Genomic DNA, 23,238 nt, shown 5'->3' on the forward strand with positions numbered 1-23,238 from the left:
ATTTATCAGCTTGATCAAAACTTTAGTTGAAAATTAAATAATTTATTTACCATTCTTTTAAAGTATTAAAATAACCAATAATAAGATAAAATAAATAGGAGATTTTGAGGGTCAATCGCTATACTTGAAAAATAGTATAGAGGAAAGTCCACGCTTGCACAATCTGCGATGATTGTAGTGATTATGCTAGTTGAAACAATAAAACTAGGCAATATTTTATATTGACGGCTTAACTAACCTAAGGGCAACTATGGTGATGTTATTAAAGTGCCACAGAGACGAGTAAAGGGAAACCTGGAAATGGAACGCGGTAAACCCCATAAGCAAGAAACTCAAATTTTGGTAGAGGAGTTTAACTAATAGAAATGAATATTAGTTAGAAGCGAAAGCTAGATAGATGGTTGACACTGGAAACAGGACAAAACGTGGCTTATTATCAAAATCTCAACATATTTTTTAATAGTTCGTGGTGATAAAATGAATACTAAAGTAAAAGAAATAATTAAAATTCTTAAAACAAAGAATTTAAAGATATCTGCTTGTGAATCATTTACAGGGGGATTATTTAGTTCTATTTTTACTGACGCTCCAGGCTCAAGCGCAGTATTTGTTGGATCATTTGTATGCTACAGCAATGAGTTTAAACTTAAACAAGTTAAAATAGCAAAACAAATTATTAAAAAATATGGTGTCGTCTCGCAAGAATGTGCAGAAGCAATGGTTATCAAAACTAATCAAAAACTTAAAACAGATATATGTATAAGTTTTACGGGTAATGCCGGACCATCAGCATTGGAAAATCAACCGGTTGGCTTAAGTTATATTGCAATTTGTTATTTAGGAAAACAATGAACCTTTAAGTTTTTTGAATCTAATTTAAAACGTGAAGAATATAAACATCGGGCAGTTATGTTTGCACTAACAAAAATTATTGAAATTCTCCAATAGTTTTTGTTTTTTTTCTAATTCTTATTGGAATGGAGAAAAATATGAGTAATATAAATTTAACAAATAGAAAAGGGGCTTCTCAAAAAATGAGCAAAGATAATCAAAATATTTGAGAAAATGAAACTCTTAAAACAGTTTTGAAAGATATTGAAAAAAGTTTTGGTAAGGGTGCAATCATGAAACTAGGAGATAGTGATGACCTAAATATTGAAACAATTTCTTCAGGAAGTTTTTTGATAGATCAAGCAATTGGAGTTGGAGGATATCCTAAAGGTCGAATTACCGAAATTTTTGGACCAGAGTCATCAGGGAAGACTACTTTAGGATTGCATGCGATTGCACAAGCCCAAAAAGCTGGTGGGACTGCCGCATTTATTGATGCTGAGCATTCGTTAGATCCGAATTACGCAAAACGATTAGGCGTTGATATTGATAATTTATTAGTAAGTCAACCCGATCATGGAGAGCAAGCTTTAGATATCTTAGAATTGCTTGTGAGATCAGAAGCATTATCAATTATTGTAATTGACTCAGTAGCTGCTCTTGTTCCAAAGGCTGAATTGGAAGGCGAAATGAGTGATCAATCAATTGGGTTACAGGCTCGCTTGATGTCGAAAGCATTACGTAAGCTAAACGGAGTTATCTCAAAAACAAATACTGTAGTAATTTTTATTAATCAGTTACGAGAAAAAGTTGGAATCATTTTTGGAAATCCTGAAATTACCCCAGGAGGTCGTGCATTACGCTTTTATTCTTCAGTAAGATTAGAAGTTCGTAAGGGTGAACAAATTTCTGTTAATGGTGAGGCAACAGCAAATAAGATTAAAGCTAAAGTAGTAAAAAATAAAGTTTCAGCACCATTTAAAACTGCTTTAATTACAATTAATTATAATCAGGGAATTGATCGTAATAGTGAAATTTTAGAGTTGGCAACTTTATATAAAATAATTGATAAAGCAGGAGTTTGATATTCTTATGAAGGTGAAAAAATTGGCCAAGGAAAACAAGCAGTAGATGTTTGAATGAAAAATAATCCGGAAAAATTAGCTTTGATTGAAACAAAGGTTAGAGAATTAAGCAAATAAGCCAAACGTTGTTTGGTTTTTATTTTGATAAAGACTATAATTATATGTGCATGGTAAAACATGTGTCCACGCTTTTTAACAAAGGAGTTAAAAAATGATACAAACAATCATTATTGTGATTTTAACAATTACAATAATTGGTGCAGTGAGTTTTATTGTTTGAATGTTGGTTTCAAAAAGCCGAAAACATCAAATTAGTAAAGCCATCAAAGCTGCAAAAAATGAACGCAAACAAATTCTTGGTAATGCTTACCGAGAAATAAATGATTTAAAACAAGCATTTGAAAAAGAAAAACAATTTGAATTGCTAGAAGTTACTAATGAAAAGCAACGTATTAAAAATCATCGATTAGAAATTGAAAAAGATCGTGATCGACTAGATTTAAAAGAAAAACGTTTAGAGTCAAAAGAAAATGATTTAGAAAAACGTGCCAAAGAATATGATAAACGAATTTCGGAAATAATTAGTTTATTAGAAGAAATTTCAGAAATGAGTAAAGACGAAGCTAAGGAATTATTACTTAAAAAAGTTGAAGAAAAAACAGCTAAGGAATTAAGTACCTATGTAAAAAACGCTGAGTTAGTTGCTCACTCAAAAGCTAAAACCATTTCAGATCAAATCATTATTGGAGCAATGGAAAAATACACAACAAATGTTGTTAACGAAAAAACATCCAATATTGTAAAACTTCCCTCTGATGAAATGAAGGGACGTGTGATTGGTAAAGATGGTCGAAACATTAAGGCATTTGAGCAATATGGAGGAGTTGATATTTTAGTTGATGAAACTCCTGGTGTTGTAACAGTTTCTTCATTTAATCCAATTCGCAGAGAAATTGCTACTCGAGCGCTGGAAAAGTTGATTGGAGATGGAAGAATTCAACCAGTTAAAATTGAAAGTGAAATTGAAAAGCAACGTCTTGAATTAGAAGATATTATTATTGAAACAGGATATCAAACAATTCGTGAATTGAATATCTCTGATATGGATATTGAGTTAGTTAAATTAATAGGACGTTTGAAATATCGAACAAGTTATGGACAAAGCGTTTTGATGCATTCAATTGAAGTAGCAAAAATTGCAGGAGCAATTGCTGCAGAGTTAAAATTAAATATTAAAGAAGCAATAAGAGCAGGACTTCTTCATGATATTGGAAAAGCAGTGGATTTTGAAGAAGAAGGAAGTCATGTAATACTTGGAGTTACAATTGCAAAAAAATATGGGGAAAGTGAAATTGTAGTAAATGCAATTGAATCTCATCATGAGGATGTACCCAAAAATAGTGAAATTGCAGCAATTGTATCAATCGCCGATTCGATATCTGCTTCTCGCCCAGGAGCACGTAATAATACAATTTCAGAGTTTATTTCAAGAATGACTGAAATTGAAAAAGTCGGAAATGATATTCCAGGTGTTAACCAAACTTATGCTTTACAGTCGGGTCGACAAATTCGGGTAATTGTTGATCCAATGCAAGTTAACGATACTGAACTTTATCAAATTATTGAAAAAGTCAAAGAAGGAATTTTAAAAACTGTTGTAGTTCCCGGAGAAATTACTATTACTGTAATTCGGGAAAAACGAGAAATTTACATTATCAAATAAAAAAAACTGTTACTTTGCAATAAAAGTAACAGTTTTTAAATTCAAAACTCTTTTGTTATTATAGTTAACAATAACTTCAATAGATTTATATCCCACAGCTTCCAGAATTAATTTAAATTCTTCAACTCCATATCAATTAAGATTAAATTGTTGAGATTCTTGAGAGACAACTTGATTGTCTTTCAATAATGTATAGTCAATTTGAGAGTATGTAGTTTGTTTAAGTCAATCAATTTCTTTTGTATGACTTTTTAGCAAAATAGTTTCAGTTGAATTAAGCGGATAACTATATTCATGAACCTGCCCACTTTGATATGAAGTTGGATAAATTAAATCAATATAAATTTTTCCTGAAGCTGTTAAGTGATTTTTAAAATTTCCTAAAATTGCTAGCATTTCTTCACGGTCTTCAATTAAGCATAAACTACCATTAGGCATAATAATTGCTTCACATTTTTTTGCAAGTTTAAAATCTTTTAAGTTTGCTAATATCAAATCAGTTTTGCAATTATAGTTTTCACAATTTTGTTGACAAATTGTTAGCATTTCTTGAGAAAAATCTAAACCAATAATTTCAATGCCCTTGCGCAACAAAGGAACTAACATTCTTCCGTTGCCAACGCCTGCTTCTAATATTAATCCATCGAGAGGCATTAGTTGATTTGTATAAAATTCAATATCTCCATCAATACTAGTTCCCGGAGGTTTTGTTAAATTGTAAATTTGTGAACTCAAACTTCCATAATAATTTTTTTTCATCTCAAACTCCGTCTATAAAAAGATTATATCTAAAAGAAAATCAAGTAAAATATTATTGGAAGTGATTTAGATGAAAAGTGTTGAAGAAGTTGTAAGAGAATTGATTGCCAGTAAATGTTCAAATTCCACGTTAACTGAAAAAAAAGAATTTGAAACAATTCGTCATTTGATACATGATTCAGAAAAAGCATTATGCTTAATTGTCGGATTAATTGATAACGATCCGTGATTAATATTGTTAAGCGACCAAAGAATTATCATGGTTCAAAAACAGACAGAAACAGGAAGCATATTTAAACAATACGGTTTAGAGCAAGTTAAAGATTTACGACTTGACAGTTTTGGTGAAATGGCTGCATTAACTTTTATTTTTGAAGATGATAAGTTATTTAAAGCTGATTATTTAAGTTTAAAAGATGCTAATGAATTTGGGCGCTTGCTGGTTAAAGCGATTGAAATTTGAACTAATAAATTAAACCAGTTTTTGATATAATTAAAAAACAAGAAGTAGAAATAAAAAAAGGAGAACAACATATGGCATTTGGAGATTTTTTATCTAGAAGAATGAAAAAGTCGATTGAAAAAAATATGAAGCAATCGACTTTACATGCAGATAATATTAAAGAAACATTGCGAGAAATCAGATTAGCATTACTAGAAGCCGATGTTAATGTTGACGTTGTTAAAGCATTAGTTGCTAATATCAAAGAAAAAGCTGAAGGTGGTTATATTGAAGAAGGAGTTAAAGCTCATCAACAAATGGTTAAATTAGTTCATGAAGAATTAATTGCTGTTTTGGGAAAAGAGAATGCTCCGTTAAACTTATCAAAAAAACCAACAGTAATTATGATGGTTGGATTGCAAGGATCTGGGAAAACAACAACTACTAATAAACTGGCATATTTACTAGCTAAAAAGAATGCTAAAAAACCTTTAATGGTTGGATTAGATATTTATCGTCCAGGAGCTATTGATCAGTTGGTAGAATTAGGTCAAAAAAGTAATATTCCGGTATTTGAAAAAGGTAAACAGTCACCATTAAAAACTGCTAAACAAGCAATTGAATTTGCAGAAGAAAATGGACATGATGTTGTTTTATTAGATACAGCTGGTCGTTTGCAAATTGATAAAGAGTTAATGAATGAACTAAATGAGCTAAGAAAAACAACGTCACCAAGTGAAATTCTATTAGTTGTTGATGGAATGATTGGACAAGAAATTATCAATGTAACAAATGAGTTTAATAAGTTATTAAAACTAACTGGTGTAGTTGTTACAAAATTAGATGGTGATGCTCGTGGGGGAGCAACTTTATCAATTTCTTACATGACAAAATTGCCAATTAAATTTATTGGTGAGGGTGAAGGTATCAGTGCGTTAGCACCATTTTACCCAAAACGTATGGCTGACAGAATTTTGGGAATGGGTGATATTGAAACGCTTTTTGAAAAAGCTGTGGAAAATATTGATGAACGTTCAATGCAAAAAACTATGAAACGTATGTTTATGGGTCAATATGATTTAGAAGATTTACGTAACCAACTTGGACAAATGGCAAAAATGGGGTCTTTAAGTGGTCTTATGAAAATGATCCCTGGTGCTGGTAAATTATCTGAAACGCAAATTGAGGATGCTCAACGTAAATTAGTAGTTTTTTCAATCATCATGGACTCAATGACTTTAAAAGAACGTCGTGAACCGAAATTATTAAAATCACTAACTCGTAAAAACCGTATTATTAAAGGGTCTGGACGCACAGAAAAAGAGTTTAATGAACTAGTTAATAATTTTGAAAAAGGTAAAAAGCAAGTTATGGAAATGACAAAGATGATGAAACAAGGAAGAATGCCTAACTTTGGGGGCAGAGGCTTTGGAGGCTTTTAATGAAAATTAAAATCCTTTGCTTTGGCAAACTTGATAAAAATTTTTTTGCTGAAGCATTTAATGATTATTCAAAAAGAATATCAAAATTTGTTGATCTAGAAGTTATTGAACTTAAAGAAGAGTTTGTCGGTGAAGAAACTAAAAATGCTGAAGTCAATTCAAAATACTTAATTGAAAAATTAGAAAAACTTCGTGATTATCAAGTTGTAGTTTTGGATGTAAAGTCTAAACAAGTTTCATCCGAACAAGTTGCTCAAATAATTGCTGATAATAAAAACTATAAATCAGGAAAGTTGGTATTTACCGTAGGACCTAGTGATGGATATTCTCAAACGTTTTTAAATAAGTATTCACAAAAAATTTCATTGGGTTCAATAACTTTACCCCATCAGCTTTTCAGGGTTATATTAGCTGAACAGATTTACCGGGGATTAAAAATAATTAATAATGAAAAGTATCATAAATAATTTATTAAGGTGTTAAGTTAAATTACTTGACACCTTTGTTTTTTTTATGTATGATAATAAAGGTTTAAAAAAACAAGAAAAATATAGGAGGTATACTATGGTTAAATTAAGATTAAAAAGAATTGGTAAAAAACAAGCTCCATTCTACAGAATTGTAGCTGCTGATTCTCGTGTTAACCGTAATGGACAATATATCGAATTAGTAGGTACATTTGATCCATTAAAAAACGAAGTAAAAATTGATAAAGAATTAGCTTTAAAATGATTACAAAATGGTGCTCAACCAACTGATACAGTTAGAGATTTATTTTCAAAAGAAGGTGTAATGAAAGAATTACATGAAGCAAAATTAGCTTCTAAATCTGGACAAGAGCCTAAAGCTAAAAAAGAAAAACAAGTTAAAACTGCTAAACCAGCTGCAAAAAAAGTAGCACCTAAAGCAGATAAACAAGCTGAAGCTGAAAAAGCTGTTAAAGAAGCTGCTGCTAAAGTTGCTAAAGAAACAGCTGAAGCTGAACAAGCAGCAATGGAAGCAAATAAAGCTATCGAAGCTGCAAAAGCCGCAGAAGCAATTGCAGTAGCAAAAGCAAAAGAAGCAGAAGAAGCAAAAGCACTTGCTGAAAAAGAAGCTAAAGAACAAGCTGAAGCTGAAAAAGCAGCTAAAGAATTAGCGGCTAAATATGCTAAAGAAATTGCTGCATCAGAAGCAAAAACTGAAGCTGAAAATGCATTAGCTAAAAAAATGTCTACAAAAGAAAGAGCTGAATTAGATGGTTCAGCATCAATCGATGAACCAAGAAGTGAATTACAAAAACATGCTAATAAAATGCGTGCAATTGCAATCGCAAAAGACATTAAAATTAAAGATTCAAACTTAAGAGATATGACAAAACAAGAATTAGTAAAATTCATGAAACAAGTATCTGTTAAATTAAACAAATAAGAATTTCAAAATAACAAATAGTTAAAATTGACTTTGAAACTTTAAACCCAAAGCTCAATTTGAATAGTGAGGTATAAGAATGAATTTGGAAAAAGATTTATTACATATCGGTACTATTGTTAATACCTTTGGAACAAAAGGGTTTGTTAAAGTAGTTTTGAACAAAGATATTGAAGTAGTTAACGATTTAGCAACAATTAAGTTATTATTTGTTAAAAATACTTCAGGTGCTCTTCAACCTTTAAGAGTTGAAAAAGCAGAACTTAAAAGGGAAACTTTATTGTTTAAATTTCAGGATTTGAATGAAATTAATCAAGTTTTAAAACTTAAAGGATTATTAATTTATGGTTTAATATCAGATGAAATATTTGAAATAAAGCCACTTTTGGAATCTTACCAAGTAATTTACAATCAAGAAGCCGGAGAAATTATTGAGACATTTAATAATGGATCTCATGAGGTAATCAAAGTGAGTTTAAATAACACAAAGCCATTTTGAGTTCCCCTAGTTGAGGTTTACCTTGAAACAATAGATTATCAAAATGAAGTAATTGTTTTAAAAAATTTGGAGGAATTGAAATAATGAAATATTCAATTATCACGTTATTTCCTCAAATTATTCAAAGCTATATTAGTGAGTCAATCATTAAAAAAGCAATTGAGCGTGAGCTAATTGATTTAGAAATCATTGATTTACGAAATTTTACAACTTTGGCACACAATCAAATTGATGAGTATCAATATGGTGGTGGACGAGGAATGGTTATCATGCCTGAACCAGTTGTTAAAGCAATTGAATCTGTTAAAACACCATCTTCTTTAGTAGTTTTGACAACTCCACAGGGAAAACCTTGAGAGCAGCAAGATGCTAAAACTTATGCAAAAAATTATGATCATATAATTATTCTTTGTGGTCATTACGAAGGGTTTGATGAACGTGTATTAAAATATGTTGATCAAGAAATTTCAATTGGTGATTATGTATTAACAGGTGGTGAGTTACCAGCTTTGGTAATCTTAGATTCAATCACTAGATTAATCCCTAATGTCATTAATCAACAATCACATGAGCAAGAAAGTTTTGAGAATAATTTATTGGATTATCCAGTTTACACGAAACCATATGATTTTCGTGGAGACACTGTTCCAGATGTGTTATTGAGCGGTCATCATGCAAATATTCAAAAGTATCGCGATGAACAGCAATTATTAGTAACATTGAAAAAACGACCAGACTTAATTGATGAGTCTAAATTAAACAAAGTTCAATTAGAACTATTAAAAAAATTAAAACCGAAAGGAGAAAATTAACATGGCTACAAAAGCAACAAAAACAATGAAATCAAAATATGATATTGTAAATGATCAATTACGTAATGATTTACCAGATTTTACTTCTGGAGATACAATCAAAGTTGATGTAAAAATTAAAGAGGGAGAAAAATTCCGTATTCAATCATTTGAAGGTTTAGTTATTAAAACTCAAGGATCTGGAATTTCATACTCAGTTGTTGTAAGAAAAATGTCTAACGGAGTATTTGTGGAAAGAACTTTCCCATTACACTCACCAATTATTGATACTGTAACATTAATCAAACGTGGTAGAGTACGTCGTGCTAGAATTTACTACATCAGAAAACTTACAGGTAAAGCTGCAAGAATTAAAGAAATTATGCCAACTAAAGCTGAAACAGAAGCAAAAAAAGAAGCAAAAAAAGCAGCTAAAAAAGCAGCCAAATAATTTTACAAAAATGAGCATTCTTGTTCATTTTTTTGTTTTTTAAGCACGAAAAAGTTATAATTAAAAAAGTTAAGAAGAGGTGTAACCATGGGTGCAGAATTTAATTGATTTCCTGGCCATATGAATAAGGCATTAAAAGAAATTGAAAAACGAATTCCAATTGTAGATCTTGTGATTGAAATTGTCGATGCTCGAGCACCGTACTCATCACAAAACTTTACATTTCGTAAGCTATTAAAAAATAAACCTGTTTTGTATGTAATGTCAAAAGGAGATTTAGCAGATCCTGAAATTACTAAACAGTGAATAGAGTACTTTAAACAAAAAGGCCATGAAGTATTATTATTAAATGATAAAAATCGTAATATTGTTAAAGAATTAATTCAGGCGATTGACCGTACAACAAAAGCAAAGCAAGAACGCGACCGAGCAAGAGGATTGGTTAATCCATTAATCAATGCATTAGTAATTGGGGTTCCTAATGTTGGGAAATCAACGTTTATTAACCGAGTTATTAAAGATAAAAATGTTAAGGTTGGAAACAAGCCAGGTGTTACTCGTGGAATTCAAACAATTAATTTAAATCAACGAATAACCTTAATGGATACTCCAGGGGTATTACCAGCAAAATTAGAATCAGAAGCAACAGCTACTAACTTGTGCGCAATTAATTCTATTCGAGAAGATGTTTATCCAAAAGAACGAGTGGCTGGTCGCATATTGACATATATTTTTAACAATTATGAAAATGTTATCGAACAAGAATATAAAATTAGTCCACATCTCCAACGTCCAATAGAAGTTTTAGATACTTATTTATTATTTGAAATGATTGCTAAATCACGCAAATGATTTTTAGCTGAAGACATGCCAGATGTTGAACGAGTAATGACAACTTTGCTAAGAAAATTTGCTGATGGGGAAATTGCAAGAATGTCATTTGAAAAACCTAATGAAATAGTTCCTGAAGAGATTGAGAAGACTGTTAAGGTTAAACCAAATGATACTGGAGATATTACTAGTCAATGATAGATAATAAGCGAATTTTATTTGATGACGAAATTCGTCAAAACTACAAACTTCAAATAATTGCCGGAAGTGATGAAGCTGGTCGAGGAGCAATGGCAGGACCTATTGTAGTTGCAACAGTAATTTTACCAGCTACCTATCAAAACCCTTTAATTAAAGATTCTAAGAAACTTCCCGAAAGTATGCGAGAAAGTTTATATGAAGAAATTACTCAAATAGCACTTGATTGAAAAGTTGCTGTCTATGATTCATTAGCAGTAGATGAGCTAAATCCTAAACATGCTAGTATTCTGGGAATGATTAAGTCAATCGAAGAATTGTCAGTTAAGCCAGAGATTTGCTTAATTGATGGAGAAAAATTACCAATTTCAGATTATCAAACTTTACAAATAATTAAGGGCGATGATTTAAGTCAAACGATTGCTGCGGCATCAATCATTGCAAAAGTGACTCGTGATCGAATTATGAAAAATTATGCAAAAGTTTATCCGCAATATAATTTTGATAAGCATAAGGGTTATTGTACAAAAGATCATTACCAGCAATTAGAGATACATGGGATTACAGAAATTCATCGTCAATCTTATAAACCAGTTAAAGAGGCAGTCTTACGAGATTTACTAAAACAAAAAGGACACTAGTTTGTCTTTTTTTGTTCTTGAATATATGAACGATAATTTGTTTTTTATTTTGTTATTCAAAAAGGACTTTTTTGGCAATGGTAAGTCTAATACTTGATGCCAAAGGGCAAAAAGGAGAATTATGAATTTAGTAAATATAATAGGTCAAATTGAAGGCGACGCAGAAGTTGCTTATACATCTAAAGACGGATCAAAAAAACTTTATAAGTTTATTGTAAAAGTTCCCAAACCATTTAAAAGCAAAGCAGGTCGTGAACATGAAGACTTTATAAATATTAAAGCGTGATCTACAGCTGTCAAAGACGAATATGCCTTACACGACCAAGCGATTGTAGGGATTGAAGCTAGAGTTCAATCATTTGGTAATGCTGAGAGTACACATTATGGTAACGAAATCGTCGCAAATCGAATTATTTATTTAAATTAATGGACAATGTTTTATTATATTTTTCTTTAAAGTACAATGGAGATTGAAATCAAATATATGATGCTTTAGAGAGAAAAGAAAAAATTGATAGTGATGTTTTGCTAGAATTGACGAGTTCTTTTAAAACTCCATTTATAACTATCTTAAGTCCGTTATATCCAAGTCATTTAAAGCAATCGCATAAACCACCATTTGTATTATTTTTTAAAGGAAGTATTTCTTTAATTAATAATTATCATCAAATTTTAGGTTGTCCTGATTCTCAAGCTCAAAATGAGTATGGCAAACAAACCACTGAACATATTGTTTCCAAACTTATAGCCGAACAACGAATCATTCTAACTGAAAGTTCCAAACAAGCTTCAAACTTTATTCTTAATTTGGGCATTAAAAATAAGGGAAGGTTAATTATTGTAACTAAAGAGAACCTATCTACCTTTGTCGAGAGTAATTTAGAATTGATTGCTCAACTTAATAATCTTGATTACTTAATTTTATCAGAATATGAGTCTAGCGAAATTGAACAATATGTCACTGATTCAAAAGAGGATTATTTATATCGACTATTGATTGGAGTTTCCAAAGCAATTGTAATTTTTCAATCAAATGAAAATGTCAAAGTTAACAAAATTGTTAATCTCGGTTTAGCCGATGGCAAAGATATTTTTGTAGTTCCAGAACCAATTTTTTCAAAATACAAGATTAATAATAGTTTGATTAAGCAAGGGGCAAAATTGATTGAATCGGGCAGTGATATTTTAAATGATTTATAAACAAATCCCATTACGGGATTTGTTTTACTTTATAGCATAAAATCGTTTAAAATGATAAGATTAATACAATAGAAAAAAGGTGAAGAAAATTATGTCAGAAATAGATCACATTGAAGATGCCCAAGATCATGAGAAGTATACAAGATCTTCTTCTCCAAAAGACCATATGGAAAAAATTTTAAATCCTCAAGAAGAGGCAGCAAGAGAATTTGTTGAATCTTCAAAAAGATTTAAAAAGGCTGGGAAAGGGTCATTTTATAAACTTGTTTTTAGATATATGATTAGAAACAAGTGATGAACAATTGGAATTTTAATATCAGTAGTTATTGTTGCGGTTTCAACAGCAATTACGCCAAAAATTATTGAGCAGTTAATGCTTTCTGTAGAATATAAAATTAAAAATAAACTTGATTTAGACTCAGCAAATAAATGATGAGGATTACAATGACAATCGGTTGTTTATATTCAATTAGGATTTTTAATATTATTAGCGGCTTCAACATATTGCTCACAATGAATTGCAGGAATGTTGGGAAAACAAATTGAAGTTGATTTGCGAAATGATATTACTAAAAAATTAATTGAGTTAGATATGTCATATTACTCTGATAAAAAAATTGGAGAAATCCTAACAAAAGTTGTTTCTGATACTCAAATTTTGGGAGAACAAACAGGAATTATTCCGGTTACTACTTTGACCGCGTTATTAACTTTAGTTTTTTCAATTATTTCATTGGCAACAATTGATGTAACATTGACTTTTGTTGCGATTGGATTATTTGTACTTATTTTTTCATCTTTTGGTTTAGCATATATACCTTTGAAAAAGTTATTGTATAACTTAAGAAAATCAATCACTAAAACAAATGGTAGCGTTATTGACCGTATTAATACTGTTAAATTGATCAAAGCTTCTGGAACTGAAAAATATGAATCAGAGCGTTTTGTTGAAATGCATAAAGAGTACCATGATAATTATAAAAAATTAAATTATTCTCAATCAGTAATGTTGACAATTTTATTTTTGGGTATTAACTCAATTCAAATTATTTTAATTGTAATTGCTGCTTCTTTATACAAAGATACACCAGATTATTTAAAATTAATTTTGCCTTCATTAATCATTGCAATTGGAATGATGATTGGACCAATTATGGCACTTTTAAGAGTTGTTGTTGGGTTAATGCAAGCTGCAACTGCTGCAACTCGTATTGAGGAAATTTTAGAAGAAAAAACTCGCTTCAATAATCATTTTGAAGATAAACAAGGAATTCACATTGATAAAATTAGTGGAGATATTCATTTTAAAGATATTACATTTTGTTATCCTGAAAAACCTGATAAGGTAATCTTACCTAACTTTGATTTCACTTTAAAAGAAGGGAAATCATATGCTTTTGTTGGAGAAACCGGAGCAGGAAAATCAACAATTTCAAAATTACTTTTAAGATTTTATGATCCAACTAAAGGACAAGTTTTAATTAACAATAATATTGATTTAAAAGATGTTTACTTATCATCATATTTAAATCATGTAGGATATGTTGAGCAAGAACCATCAATATTATTAGGTAATGTTTATGACAATGTTCGTTATTCTAGATTTGAGGCATCTGATGAGGAAGTTATTAATGCATGTAAAAAAGCTGAGCTTCATGAATTAATTATGAGTTGACCAGAAGGTTACAATACAATTTTAGGTGAACGTGGATTTATGTTATCTGGAGGTCAAAAACAACGTTTGGTAATTGCCAGAATGTTTTTAAAAGACCCTAAGATTTTGATTTTGGATGAAGCAACTTCAGCCTTAGATAATATTGTTGAAAAAGAAATTCAAGGAAAATTGGATGAACTAATGAAAGGGCGCACAACAATTTCAATTGCGCACCGTTTATCAACTATTAAAAATGTTGATCAAATTATTGTATTAGGACCACAAAAAGGAATTGTTCAAATTGGAACATTTGAACAATTAAAAACAACACCAGGTCATTTTAAAAAGTTATATGATGCTGGTCAGTCTAAAAATGATTTATAGAATCGAATCTAGAAAGGGAGATTATTATGACGAAACAAAAAAATAAGTTAAATTCACTTTTTAAATTCGATAGTGATAAAAAATTCACATGAAAAAAAATGGGTAGTTTCATTAAAATTATGAATGAAGCAGCCAAAGATAATATGTTTTTATTTCTATCAATGGTATTTATTACCATTTTTGATGCTTTATTAGCGGCTTTGTTACCAATAGCATCATCAGAAATGGTTAAAATTTTACTAAACAATGGAACTCCTGGATCTTTTTTAGGAATGACAATGTACTGATATAGTTGAATTTATGTAGTACTAGTAATCATGTCAGTGATGTTAGTAGCAGAATATTTTACTAACGCAACAATTGGACTTTTTTCAGTAAAAATTGAGGTTATGCAACGTAATAAAATTTTGATTTCGTTAGTTAACCAAGATGTCGAATTTTTCTTTGACCATGTTTCAGGAAATATTATGACTCGTTTAGTAGCAGATACTCAAGGATTATCATTGGGAATTCAGCAATTTGTAACAAATATTATTTATTGTGTTACGGGATTAGTAGCATCACTAACAATTTTATTCTTATATGGACAATTTTTAGTAGGTGGAATTGCACTAGGTTACATTTTTGCAGTAATTATTATTGCAACAATCATCTTTATCTTTTTTAGAAGAAAATTGATTATTGCATTTGATATAAAACGTGATGTGGATACTGACATGACAGATAGAATCGCAAATATTTCTTTAATTAAAGCTAATGGTTTAGAAGAATACGAGATTCAGCGTTTAGAAAAAATGAATAACAGATATAACCGTTCAAGTGATGTTGTTGTAAGTTTATCAGCACTATTAAACTTATGAATTACAATAACAACTTCATTTTTATCAACTTTTATTATTATCATTGCTGCATTAAAAGCTATTAGTGGAGATCAATCAATTATGAGTGATTTAGTATTAGCGTTACCATTGCTTTCACAAATGGTTGTAGCAATTGTAATGTTAGTTCCAACACTACGTGCAGCAGCTCGTGCTTCAAATAGTGCTGATCGAATTGGACAATTAACTGAACCAATTCCCGAAATTGACCCAAACCTTGAAAATGGTAAGCTAATTTCATCAATTGATGAAATTGAGTTTGTTAATCTTCAATTTGCTTATCCAAAGAAAAAAGAAAAAATTATTTTACCGACAATGAATTTTACTTTTAAAAAAGGTCGTTCATATGCCTTTGTTGGTGAAACTGGATCTGGGAAGTCAACAATTGCTAGATTATTATTAAGATTTTATGATCCAATTCAAGGAGAAATTATCATCAATAAAAAAGATAAATTGACAGAGTTAAATTTACCAAATTATTTAAGTCACGTTGGTTATGTGGAACAAGAACCTCAAATTTTCTTTGGTGACTTTTATGAAAATATTCGTTATGCAAAATTTGATGCAACTGATGAAGAAATTTATGAAGCATGTAAAAAAGCAAAGTTACATGACTTTATTTTAACTTTACCAGAAGGATATAAAACAATTTTAGGTCAAAGAGGATTCTTATTATCAGGGGGACAAAAACAACGTTTGGTTATTGCCAGAGTATTTTTAAAAAATCCTGATTTAATTATTCTTGATGAAGCAACTTCAGCGTTAGACAATATTGTTGAAAAAGAAATTCAGGCTCAACTAAATGAGTTAGTTGTCGGGAAAACAAGCGTTACAATTGCGCACCGTTTATCAACAATTAAAAATGTCGATGAAATTATCGTCCTTGGTGCAAACGGAACAGGAATTGTTCAGACTGGAACATTTGAGGACTTAATTAAAACTGAAGGTCATTTTAAAAAGCTATATGAAGCAGGATTAATGAAGTAGGTATATATGAAAAAAATAAATATTATTGGTGCTGGTCTATCGGGATCAGAAGCAGCCTATCAATTATCAAAAAGAGGATACTCAGTTAATCTTTATGAAGTTAAACGTTTAAAAAGAAATTCGGTTCAGGTTACTAATAACTTGGCCGAATTAGTTTGTTCTAATTCATTAAGAAGTGATGATTTGCTAAACGCTGTAGGAACTTTAAAAGAAGAAATGCGTTTGCTAGATTCTTTAATTATTAAAGCGGCAGAATTTGCAAGAGTTCCTGCGGGAGGATCACTAGCAGTTGATCGTGAAAAATTTTCAGAATATGTGACTAAGGCATTAAACGATAATCCTTTAATAAATATTATTGATGAGGAAGTAAGTGAAATTGATAATGAAGCAGTTACATTAATTGCTTCGGGACCACTAACAACTGAAAAAATGCAAAATCAAATTAATGACTTATTAGGAAAAGATGACTTTTATTTTTATGATGCAGTAGCACCAATTATCACAAAAGACTCAATTAACATGGATATTGCATTTAGAAAAAATCGTTATGAAAAAGGGGAAACAGAAGACTATATAAATTGTCCAATGACAAAAGAGCAATATGATCATTTTTATAATGAACTTATTAATGCTGAATTAGCGATTGGTCATTTAGAAGGCGAAGATTCTTTTAAGTATTTCGAAGGATGTATGCCAGTTGAGGGAATGGCCAAACGAGGAGAGAAAACCTTATTATTTGGTCCAATGAAACCTCAAGGACTACGTAACTTAGATGGAACAACTAATTATGCTGTTGTTCAATTGCGTCAAGATGATGCTAAAGATAGTTTGTATAACATTGTTGGTTTTCAAACAAACTTAAAGTGACCTGAACAAAAACGTGTCTTTAGTTTAATTCCTGGATTAGAAAATGCTAATTTTGTAAGATATGGAGTTATGCACAAAAATAACTTTATTAATTCTCCCAAAGTTTTAAACAGTTTCTTGCAATTAAAAACTAATAGCAATATTTTCTTTGCTGGGCAAATAACTGGAGTAGAAGGATACGTAGAATCAACTGTTACCGGAATTATTGCTGCGATTAATATTGATAAATATTTAAATAATCAACCACTGGTTGTTCCACCGTCATCAACTGTTACTGGTGCACTAATAAATTATATTAATAAGGCTTCAACAACTAACTTTCAACCAATGAAAGCTAATTGAGGAATTATTGATGAAATTGATGTTGATAAACGTAATGGAAAGAATGCCAAAAAAGAAGCATATTCTCAAAGAGCACTTGCTGCAATGAAAGAATTTATTGATAAAATTTAACTATAAGGAGATCATATGTTAAATCGCCAAGATTCTATTTTTTGAGTTTATTTTAGTGAACTGGCTAAAAAAACTTCAAATCCAATTTATAAAAAAAATAGTATTGATTTGAAAACTCGAGTAAACGAGATTTTCAATGTCACATATTACGGAATTTTTCAATATCAGTTGGTAAAGGGAGAAGCAATCTCAATGATTCCTTCTGAAAAAATTAAAGATCTTTCACAATATATTATTAACAATTACAAAGTTCTACATATGTTCACGTATCAAAACAAAGCCCAAATTAGTAAGTATGTTAACATGAGTGAAGAGGACCGTTTGTTTTTATCAGAAACCATTGAGAAATTTGTAATTCCTTATATTAATGATAATTCTTTTTATACTAAGGATTCATTTGCCGCTAGTGCTAATGCAAAATTTACAATTTTAACAACATTGGCCTTTAAACATGAGTATGATATTAACTATATAAATTCAGCTAAAACAAGACAAATATTTCATGGTTTAAGTTATCCATTATTAATGACAATGTTAATTTGTGATGTCACAAGACCTGAGGAAATGTTTGATCGGATTAAAAAAGTTTATACACCGGCAAATATTGATAGAGCCCTATTATATGGCAGAGATTTAACTAGCGAAGAACATGAATATATTTCACCAGAGTTAGAAAAAATTAACCATGAAGATGATTTTTTTGGATTCATTGTTAACTTCCAAGAAAAAGAATGATCGCAATTGTCTTTAAACGAACGCTATAAGTATCTATTTCAATTATCAAAATATACAGCGCTATTTTTAAAAGAAAATATTAAGTCAATCGAAGCATTTGGAAATGAAGAGGAAGTTTTAGAATTAGTCTATAACTACTTACCAGTTTTATTATCTACAAATCAAGAAAATTTGGAAGTGGAGCTAAATACTTTAGATAGTTCTAAAGCTCAAGTTAAGGAATTCTTATTACCTTATTTAAATAAAGATCAAAATATCAAACAAATTTGACAACATTTAAATAGTATTAAAGATTACAAACATTTACGATTTGCATTTGATGATTTAGTTGATTTTGTATTTAATGTTAAATACGCAACTGCATACTTAGAATTAGTTTATCGGACAAAAAGAAACAATGGAATTATTGGAGATTTCTTAATTGATTGTAAAAAAGTAGCAATTGTTAATACTTTAAAGTTTTATAAACAAGAAAAAGATCAGAGTTATAGTTTCGTTTATTCAAATGTTAAATACAATATGATTAACTTAGACATTAAAAATATTGAGCGATTATTAACCCCAGTTAACCGTTTTCAAGAGTTGGCTGACAAAAAGTCTGAGATGAGTATTATGTTACGAATAATATCTTTAGTATTGGCAATGGAACCTAAAAGTGCTCGTCAGTTTGGATATTCTTGACAAATTTTTGTAAAGTACTATATTATTGCCTTTGGTCCTTACAAAAAACAAAAAGCTGTTTTTGATAACAAGACATTTAAAACAGTAGAAGCTAAGATAAATAAGCTTCTTAATCAATATGAATTCTTAAAGCAAAAGGAATTAGTAATTGATTCAATTTACTTAATCTATAAATTAGCAAATTTTAAAAATTAATTTTTTAAATCTTTAAATTTCATAATAAAAATGGTATATTTTTATTATGGAATTAATTATGCCCATGTAGCTCAGTTGGATAGAGCACGCGCCTTCTAAGCGTGAGGTCGGAAGTTCGAGCCTTCTCGTGGGCACCACTTTAGAAAAGACAGTCGTGCTTAGGCATGACTTTTTATTTATAAGATAGAAGGAGTAACTAATATGAATTTTTATGAAGAGATAATTATTGAAATTACCGAACTGATTGATAAGAAAGATTATGATCAAGCAATGAGCATAATTAATCAGGAATTATCAATGCCATATGTTCCTGCAGAAGTCGAATTAAAGTTATTACAATTAAAAAAACAAATTATCGATTTAAGTGATGATTTAATTAAAAGAAGTGGTGCCCAAACTTTTAGCATTGAAGATATTCAGGCAATGTTAAATAATGACAAGGATACAATAGCTCAAACAATAGCGATTAATAATATTGAAAAAATCAATATTCGCTTGATACTTGAAGATATTAAAAAGTATTTATTAAATCCTCAAGTGGTTGCTCAAAATAAAACTTTTTTGTTGCTTGCTTTATTAAAGCAAGATTTTAATATGGACTTACAAGTTTTTAAGAATGGCGAATATTTTACTATTAATCCAGCAAGTTTAAGCATTGAGAAAATTGATCAAGAGATTCAAACAATTACAAACATAGTTGATCAGTCTTTGGGACAAGAAAACCCATCACTAGCAGAAATTGCTACAACAGCATTATTCTTATACTTTTTTAATAGCTTTCCAAAAGTAGAATTAGAGCAGCCTTATGAAGCCGCAGCAGCAATTATTTATTTAGCCTATGAAATGTCAGGATTAGAGTTTAAAATAGAAGAAGTGGCAAAATGATTTGAAATTGATTTAGAAGTTGCTAATCAATATGTTCAACAGATTAAAGAAAGCGGGGCTTTAGAAAATGCAACAAATTAATTTTGAGCGCGATAGTTATGAAAATTTTAACGACTATAATGATCTAATGGTGCAAGCTTTTGGGATTGGATGCTCTTTATGCGAATCTTCGGAAATCATTTTAGTTTTAAAAGATTCACCTATTCCAATAGGGCGCTTAATTAAACAACAAGCTAAATCTTTATCTGATGAAGAAGTTGAAAAGTTAATTGCCGAACCGTTGCAACAATGACAAAAATTTGATGATTTAAATTCAGAGGCATTGAAGCCAACTTTTTTATGTGCTGAATGTTTTAATACTTTAAATATAGAAGGAAAACTATAAGCTATGAAGAAAAACCTAAAATTGTTTGAATTTTTAACGATATTCACGACAGTCATTGGAACGATGGTCGGAGTTGGAATTTATGTTAAGAATGATAATGGCGCAGGACATGTTTTAAATATTGTTCAAAACCCTTATATTGCAATTATTTTATGAATCATTATGGGAACGATTGTTGTTTCACTAATGATTGTCTTTTTAGAAATTGCTTCGTCAACTTTAAAAACCGGAAATGGAACGGTTGCTGCCTGAATTAATATTTTTATAGGTCGAAGACTAGCATCAATGGCATCATTATTTTATATTTTTATTTATCTACCGGTTAATTACGGATTCTTTGCGATTTTAATAGTTGAATATATTATTACAGCTGCAGGAGTTGAACTTCAACAAGCCAATCAATTAATGATTTTTTTAGGCTGTGGAATTTTTATGATGGTTTTATCAGCCTATGTAAATTCTTATAAAAGAATTGCTGGCAAGAAAGTTCAAATTTATGGAACTTTTTTAAAGTTTATTCCGCTGCTTTTAGTTTTTATTGCCTTGTTTATTCCTGATACAGCGTGAGGAGTTATTTTTAACACGCAAAAACCAATTCCGGGGACTAATCAAGAAGTACCTTCATGAAATACATCATTTGAAAAAATTAATGGAGCGATGATTTTAGCAGGATTTTCACCAATTTTCTTTGCTTTTACTGGTTTTGTTTATGCCGCTAATATGCAAGCTGAAACCCAAAATAAATCTGTTGTTTCAAAAGCAATTTTATCAGGAGTTATTTTTGTTGCATTTTTTTATGCATTATTAGCAGCAGCCTTATTTTTAGGATCAAAGGATGGATCAGTTGTTGGATTCTTTGAATATATGTTTAGTGGATTTAAAGACATTGAACATATTAGTCCAAATGTTCGTCAAGCTTCAATTTTAACAGCTAATATTATTTTGGTAATGGTATCGTTTTTGGGATTAAATAGTTATACTTTAATTGGGCCAAATTTTGCTCATACTGATATCAATACAGGATTAATATATTTCAATAATAAGCCAATTAAGCGTACAACAGCAGGGATTTTACAAATGATGATTTCGGTTGTCTTTTATATCCCGATGGTGACAGTTTCAATTTTAGTAAAAAATCAGCCGACCTTTTTATATGATCAAATTAGTAATGTAGCATCAATGTTAGATTTCTTTTTATATCTTATTTTGGTAATTGCTGCTGTCAAAAATCGGTTCACTAAAAAGGTATCAGTTGACAAAGTTAAGTCATGAGTATTTTTTGTATGTTCGGGATATGCGATTATTACCTTAACCGTATTATGTGGTTATTCATTTTATAATTACTTTACTGAAGATGCAACTTTAGCAATTGTTTTTGGAGTAATTATCCTGATGAACTTGGGATTATTTACTATTAATGAAATTATGCTAAGTAAAAGTAAAAATAATCCGAAAAATCAGCAATTATCTGAAACTAACATTAATAAACCAAGTAAAATATATAGAGAATAAAAACTCAGGAGGAAAAAGCAATGAAATTTATCGATACTGCTAAATTTAATATAAAAGCGGGTAAAGGTGGCGATGGTGCAGTAAGTTTCCACCATGCGCTTTTTGTTCCTAATGGAGGTCCAAATGGTGGTGATGGTGGTAAAGGTGGCGATGTCATCTTTGAAGCCGATGGTGGAAAACACTCATTATTAGATTTAAAACTTCAAAAAACTTATGCTGGTCAAGATGGTGGTAAAGGTGATATTAAAAATATGCACGGTGCTCATGGAGAAGATCGCGTTGTCAGAGTTCCAGTAGGGACTTTGATTATTGATATTAATACAGGGGCAATTTTAGCTGATTTGGATGAAGACAAAAAACGCGTAGTCGTTGCCAAAGGTGGTAAAGGTGGTAAAGGGAATGCCCGTTTTGCTAACTCACGTAATAAAGCTCCAACTATTTTTGAAGCTGGAGAACTTGGCGATGAATATCAAGTACGTGCTGAATTAAAAGTTTTAGCTGATGTTGGTTTTGTTGGATTGCCTAATGCCGGTAAATCAACACTACTACGCGCAATTTCAAATTCAAAACCTGAGGTTGCTGATTATGCCTTTACAACTTTAAACCCTCAATTAGGTGTCGCAAAAACTGTTAACGGTGAAACTTTCACAGTTGCAGATTTACCAGGATTAATTGAAGGAGCCAGTTTAGGTAAAGGATTGGGTCATCAATTCTTGAAACACATTGAAAGATGTCGTGTTATTTGTCATGTTATTGATATGTCAGGTAACTATGGTCAAGAAGACATTATTAAAAATTATGAAATGATTCGTAATGAACTGCGCGAATATAATTTGAATTTAGATCAACGACCAGAAATTATTGTGGGAAACAAAATGGATCTTGACGAAGCACAAATCAATATGATGGATGAAGAAATTATTAACTACTTTAAAGATAAAAATTTAATTCAAGTATCAGGAATTAATAAGGGAAATACTCAAGAGTTATTATTAGCAATTGCCAAAGAACTAGAAACAGCCAAATATATTCCGTTATGAGAAATGGATGGCGAAGTTGCCTCTGATGTTAAAGTTTATACTTTTGATGAAAAGGAAGAAGATATTCAAGTAATCAACCGCGGAAATGGTCGTTGAGAGATTGCTGGAGATACTGTGTTTAAAATTTATCAAAAACTTCCAATTTGAACGCATGATAACTTATTATTATTTAATGAAAAATTAAAAAATATCGGAGTTTATGATCAACTACGTGAGCGTGGAATTCAAAAAGGTGATATGGTAAAAGTCTTTGAATATGAAATGGAGTGAATGGATTAA

General features: G+C 30.3%; 22 protein-coding genes, 1 tRNA gene, 1 other RNA gene and 1 pseudogene. 24 read left to right on the plus strand and 1 reads right to left on the minus strand.

Going from position 1 to position 23,238, the window contains the following annotated elements:
• The first annotated feature begins 103 nt into the window (after positions 1-103).
• The 4 genes and pseudogenes from rnpB (at position 104) to rny (ending at position 3,639) form a co-directional block, all read left to right on the plus strand.
• Positions 104-438: RNase P RNA component class B (gene rnpB / locus L872_RS05000), an RNA gene on the plus strand.
• Positions 439-477: 39 nt separating this feature from the next.
• Complete coding sequence (locus L872_RS0101670) at positions 478-948, plus strand: CinA family protein (protein ID WP_027063147.1); 471 nt, start codon at positions 478-480, stop codon at positions 946-948.
• Positions 949-1,034: 86 nt separating this feature from the next.
• Positions 1,035-2,021: pseudogene (gene recA / locus L872_RS0101675) on the plus strand (recombinase RecA); the annotation flags it as partial.
• A gap of 106 nt (positions 2,022-2,127) precedes the next feature.
• Positions 2,128-3,639, plus strand: a complete 1,512-nt coding sequence (gene rny / locus L872_RS0101680; protein ID WP_027063149.1) for a ribonuclease Y — start codon at positions 2,128-2,130, stop codon at positions 3,637-3,639.
• 9 nt (positions 3,640-3,648) lie between these two features.
• On the opposite strand, the gene L872_RS0101685 is transcribed toward rny, so the two are convergent.
• Positions 3,649-4,398, minus strand: coding sequence for a class I SAM-dependent methyltransferase (locus L872_RS0101685; RefSeq protein ID WP_027063150.1), 750 nt, complete (start codon positions 4,396-4,398; stop codon positions 3,649-3,651).
• A gap of 70 nt (positions 4,399-4,468) precedes the next feature.
• Here L872_RS0101685 and L872_RS0101690 point away from each other — a divergent pair, with 70 nt between their 5' ends.
• From L872_RS0101690 to obgE, 20 genes are all read left to right on the plus strand, one after another.
• A complete protein-coding gene (locus L872_RS0101690) occupies positions 4,469-4,891 on the plus strand; it encodes a PH domain-containing protein (protein WP_027063151.1) in 423 nt (140 codons plus the stop codon).
• 41 nt (positions 4,892-4,932) lie between these two features.
• Entirely contained in the window at positions 4,933-6,282 is a 1,350-nt protein-coding gene (ffh, locus tag L872_RS0101695; protein ID WP_027063152.1) for a signal recognition particle protein, read from the plus strand.
• Positions 6,282-6,749 (plus strand): 23S rRNA (pseudouridine(1915)-N(3))-methyltransferase RlmH, encoded by a 468-nt coding sequence (locus L872_RS0101700; protein WP_027063153.1) that lies wholly within the window; start codon positions 6,282-6,284, stop codon positions 6,747-6,749. Before ffh ends, L872_RS0101700 begins: the two co-directional genes overlap by 1 nt.
• Before the next feature lie 97 nt (positions 6,750-6,846).
• A complete protein-coding gene (gene rpsP, locus L872_RS05230) occupies positions 6,847-7,692 on the plus strand; it encodes a 30S ribosomal protein S16 (RefSeq protein ID WP_341475610.1) in 846 nt (281 codons plus the stop codon).
• A gap of 79 nt (positions 7,693-7,771) precedes the next feature.
• On the plus strand, positions 7,772-8,275 hold the full coding sequence (locus L872_RS0101710; RefSeq protein WP_036268842.1) for a ribosome maturation factor RimM: 504 nt from the start codon (positions 7,772-7,774) through the stop codon (positions 8,273-8,275).
• The gene (gene trmD, locus L872_RS0101715) at positions 8,275-9,003 is read left to right on the plus strand and encodes a tRNA (guanosine(37)-N1)-methyltransferase TrmD (RefSeq protein WP_027063155.1); all 729 of its coding nucleotides are present in this window, start codon (positions 8,275-8,277) and stop codon (positions 9,001-9,003) included. The genes L872_RS0101710 and trmD overlap by 1 nt, the downstream gene beginning before the upstream one ends.
• A gap of 1 nt (position 9,004) precedes the next feature.
• Positions 9,005-9,433, plus strand: a complete 429-nt coding sequence (gene rplS, locus L872_RS04575; RefSeq protein WP_051418421.1) for a 50S ribosomal protein L19 — start codon at positions 9,005-9,007, stop codon at positions 9,431-9,433.
• 87 nt (positions 9,434-9,520) lie between these two features.
• The gene (ylqF, locus tag L872_RS0101725; RefSeq protein WP_027063156.1) at positions 9,521-10,465 is read left to right on the plus strand and encodes a ribosome biogenesis GTPase YlqF; all 945 of its coding nucleotides are present in this window, start codon (positions 9,521-9,523) and stop codon (positions 10,463-10,465) included.
• Positions 10,459-11,103, plus strand: coding sequence for a ribonuclease HII (locus tag L872_RS0101730; protein WP_027063157.1), 645 nt, complete (start codon positions 10,459-10,461; stop codon positions 11,101-11,103). The genes ylqF and L872_RS0101730 overlap by 7 nt, the downstream gene beginning before the upstream one ends.
• 121 nt (positions 11,104-11,224) lie before the next feature.
• Complete coding sequence (locus L872_RS0101735) at positions 11,225-11,530, plus strand: single-stranded DNA-binding protein (RefSeq protein ID WP_027063158.1); 306 nt, start codon at positions 11,225-11,227, stop codon at positions 11,528-11,530.
• Entirely contained in the window at positions 11,530-12,303 is a 774-nt protein-coding gene (locus tag L872_RS0101740; RefSeq protein WP_027063159.1) for a DNA-processing protein DprA, read from the plus strand. The genes L872_RS0101735 and L872_RS0101740 overlap by 1 nt, the downstream gene beginning before the upstream one ends.
• 91 nt (positions 12,304-12,394) lie before the next feature.
• Entirely contained in the window at positions 12,395-14,341 is a 1,947-nt protein-coding gene (locus L872_RS0101745) for an ABC transporter ATP-binding protein (protein WP_245576611.1), read from the plus strand.
• 26 nt (positions 14,342-14,367) lie between these two features.
• Positions 14,368-16,206 (plus strand): ABC transporter ATP-binding protein, encoded by a 1,839-nt coding sequence (locus L872_RS0101750; protein ID WP_027063161.1) that lies wholly within the window; start codon positions 14,368-14,370, stop codon positions 16,204-16,206.
• 6 nt (positions 16,207-16,212) lie between these two features.
• Complete coding sequence (gene trmFO / locus L872_RS0101755; protein WP_027063162.1) at positions 16,213-17,526, plus strand: methylenetetrahydrofolate--tRNA-(uracil(54)-C(5))-methyltransferase (FADH(2)-oxidizing) TrmFO; 1,314 nt, start codon at positions 16,213-16,215, stop codon at positions 17,524-17,526.
• A 15-nt stretch (positions 17,527-17,541) separates the two neighbouring features.
• Positions 17,542-19,137 (plus strand): hypothetical protein, encoded by a 1,596-nt coding sequence (locus L872_RS0101760; protein WP_027063163.1) that lies wholly within the window; start codon positions 17,542-17,544, stop codon positions 19,135-19,137.
• Between the two features lie 60 nt (positions 19,138-19,197).
• Positions 19,198-19,274 (plus strand) — tRNA-Arg (locus L872_RS0101765).
• A gap of 64 nt (positions 19,275-19,338) precedes the next feature.
• Positions 19,339-20,103 (plus strand): DUF3196 family protein, encoded by a 765-nt coding sequence (locus L872_RS0101770; RefSeq protein WP_027063164.1) that lies wholly within the window; start codon positions 19,339-19,341, stop codon positions 20,101-20,103.
• Positions 20,090-20,407 carry a hypothetical protein gene (locus tag L872_RS0101775; protein WP_027063165.1) on the plus strand — a complete coding sequence of 106 codons (318 nt, stop codon included), beginning with the start codon at positions 20,090-20,092 and terminating at the stop codon, positions 20,405-20,407. Before L872_RS0101770 ends, L872_RS0101775 begins: the two co-directional genes overlap by 14 nt.
• 3 nt (positions 20,408-20,410) lie before the next feature.
• Positions 20,411-21,919, plus strand: coding sequence for an amino acid permease (locus L872_RS0101780; protein WP_027063166.1), 1,509 nt, complete (start codon positions 20,411-20,413; stop codon positions 21,917-21,919).
• A 20-nt stretch (positions 21,920-21,939) separates the two neighbouring features.
• Complete coding sequence (obgE, locus tag L872_RS0101785; protein WP_027063167.1) at positions 21,940-23,238, plus strand: GTPase ObgE; 1,299 nt, start codon at positions 21,940-21,942, stop codon at positions 23,236-23,238.

The sequence above is a fragment of the Mesoplasma seiffertii ATCC 49495 genome (assembly GCF_000518725.1).
In the GTDB taxonomy this organism is placed as follows: domain Bacteria; phylum Bacillota_I; class Bacilli_A; order Mycoplasmatales; family Mycoplasmataceae; genus Tullyiplasma; species Tullyiplasma seiffertii.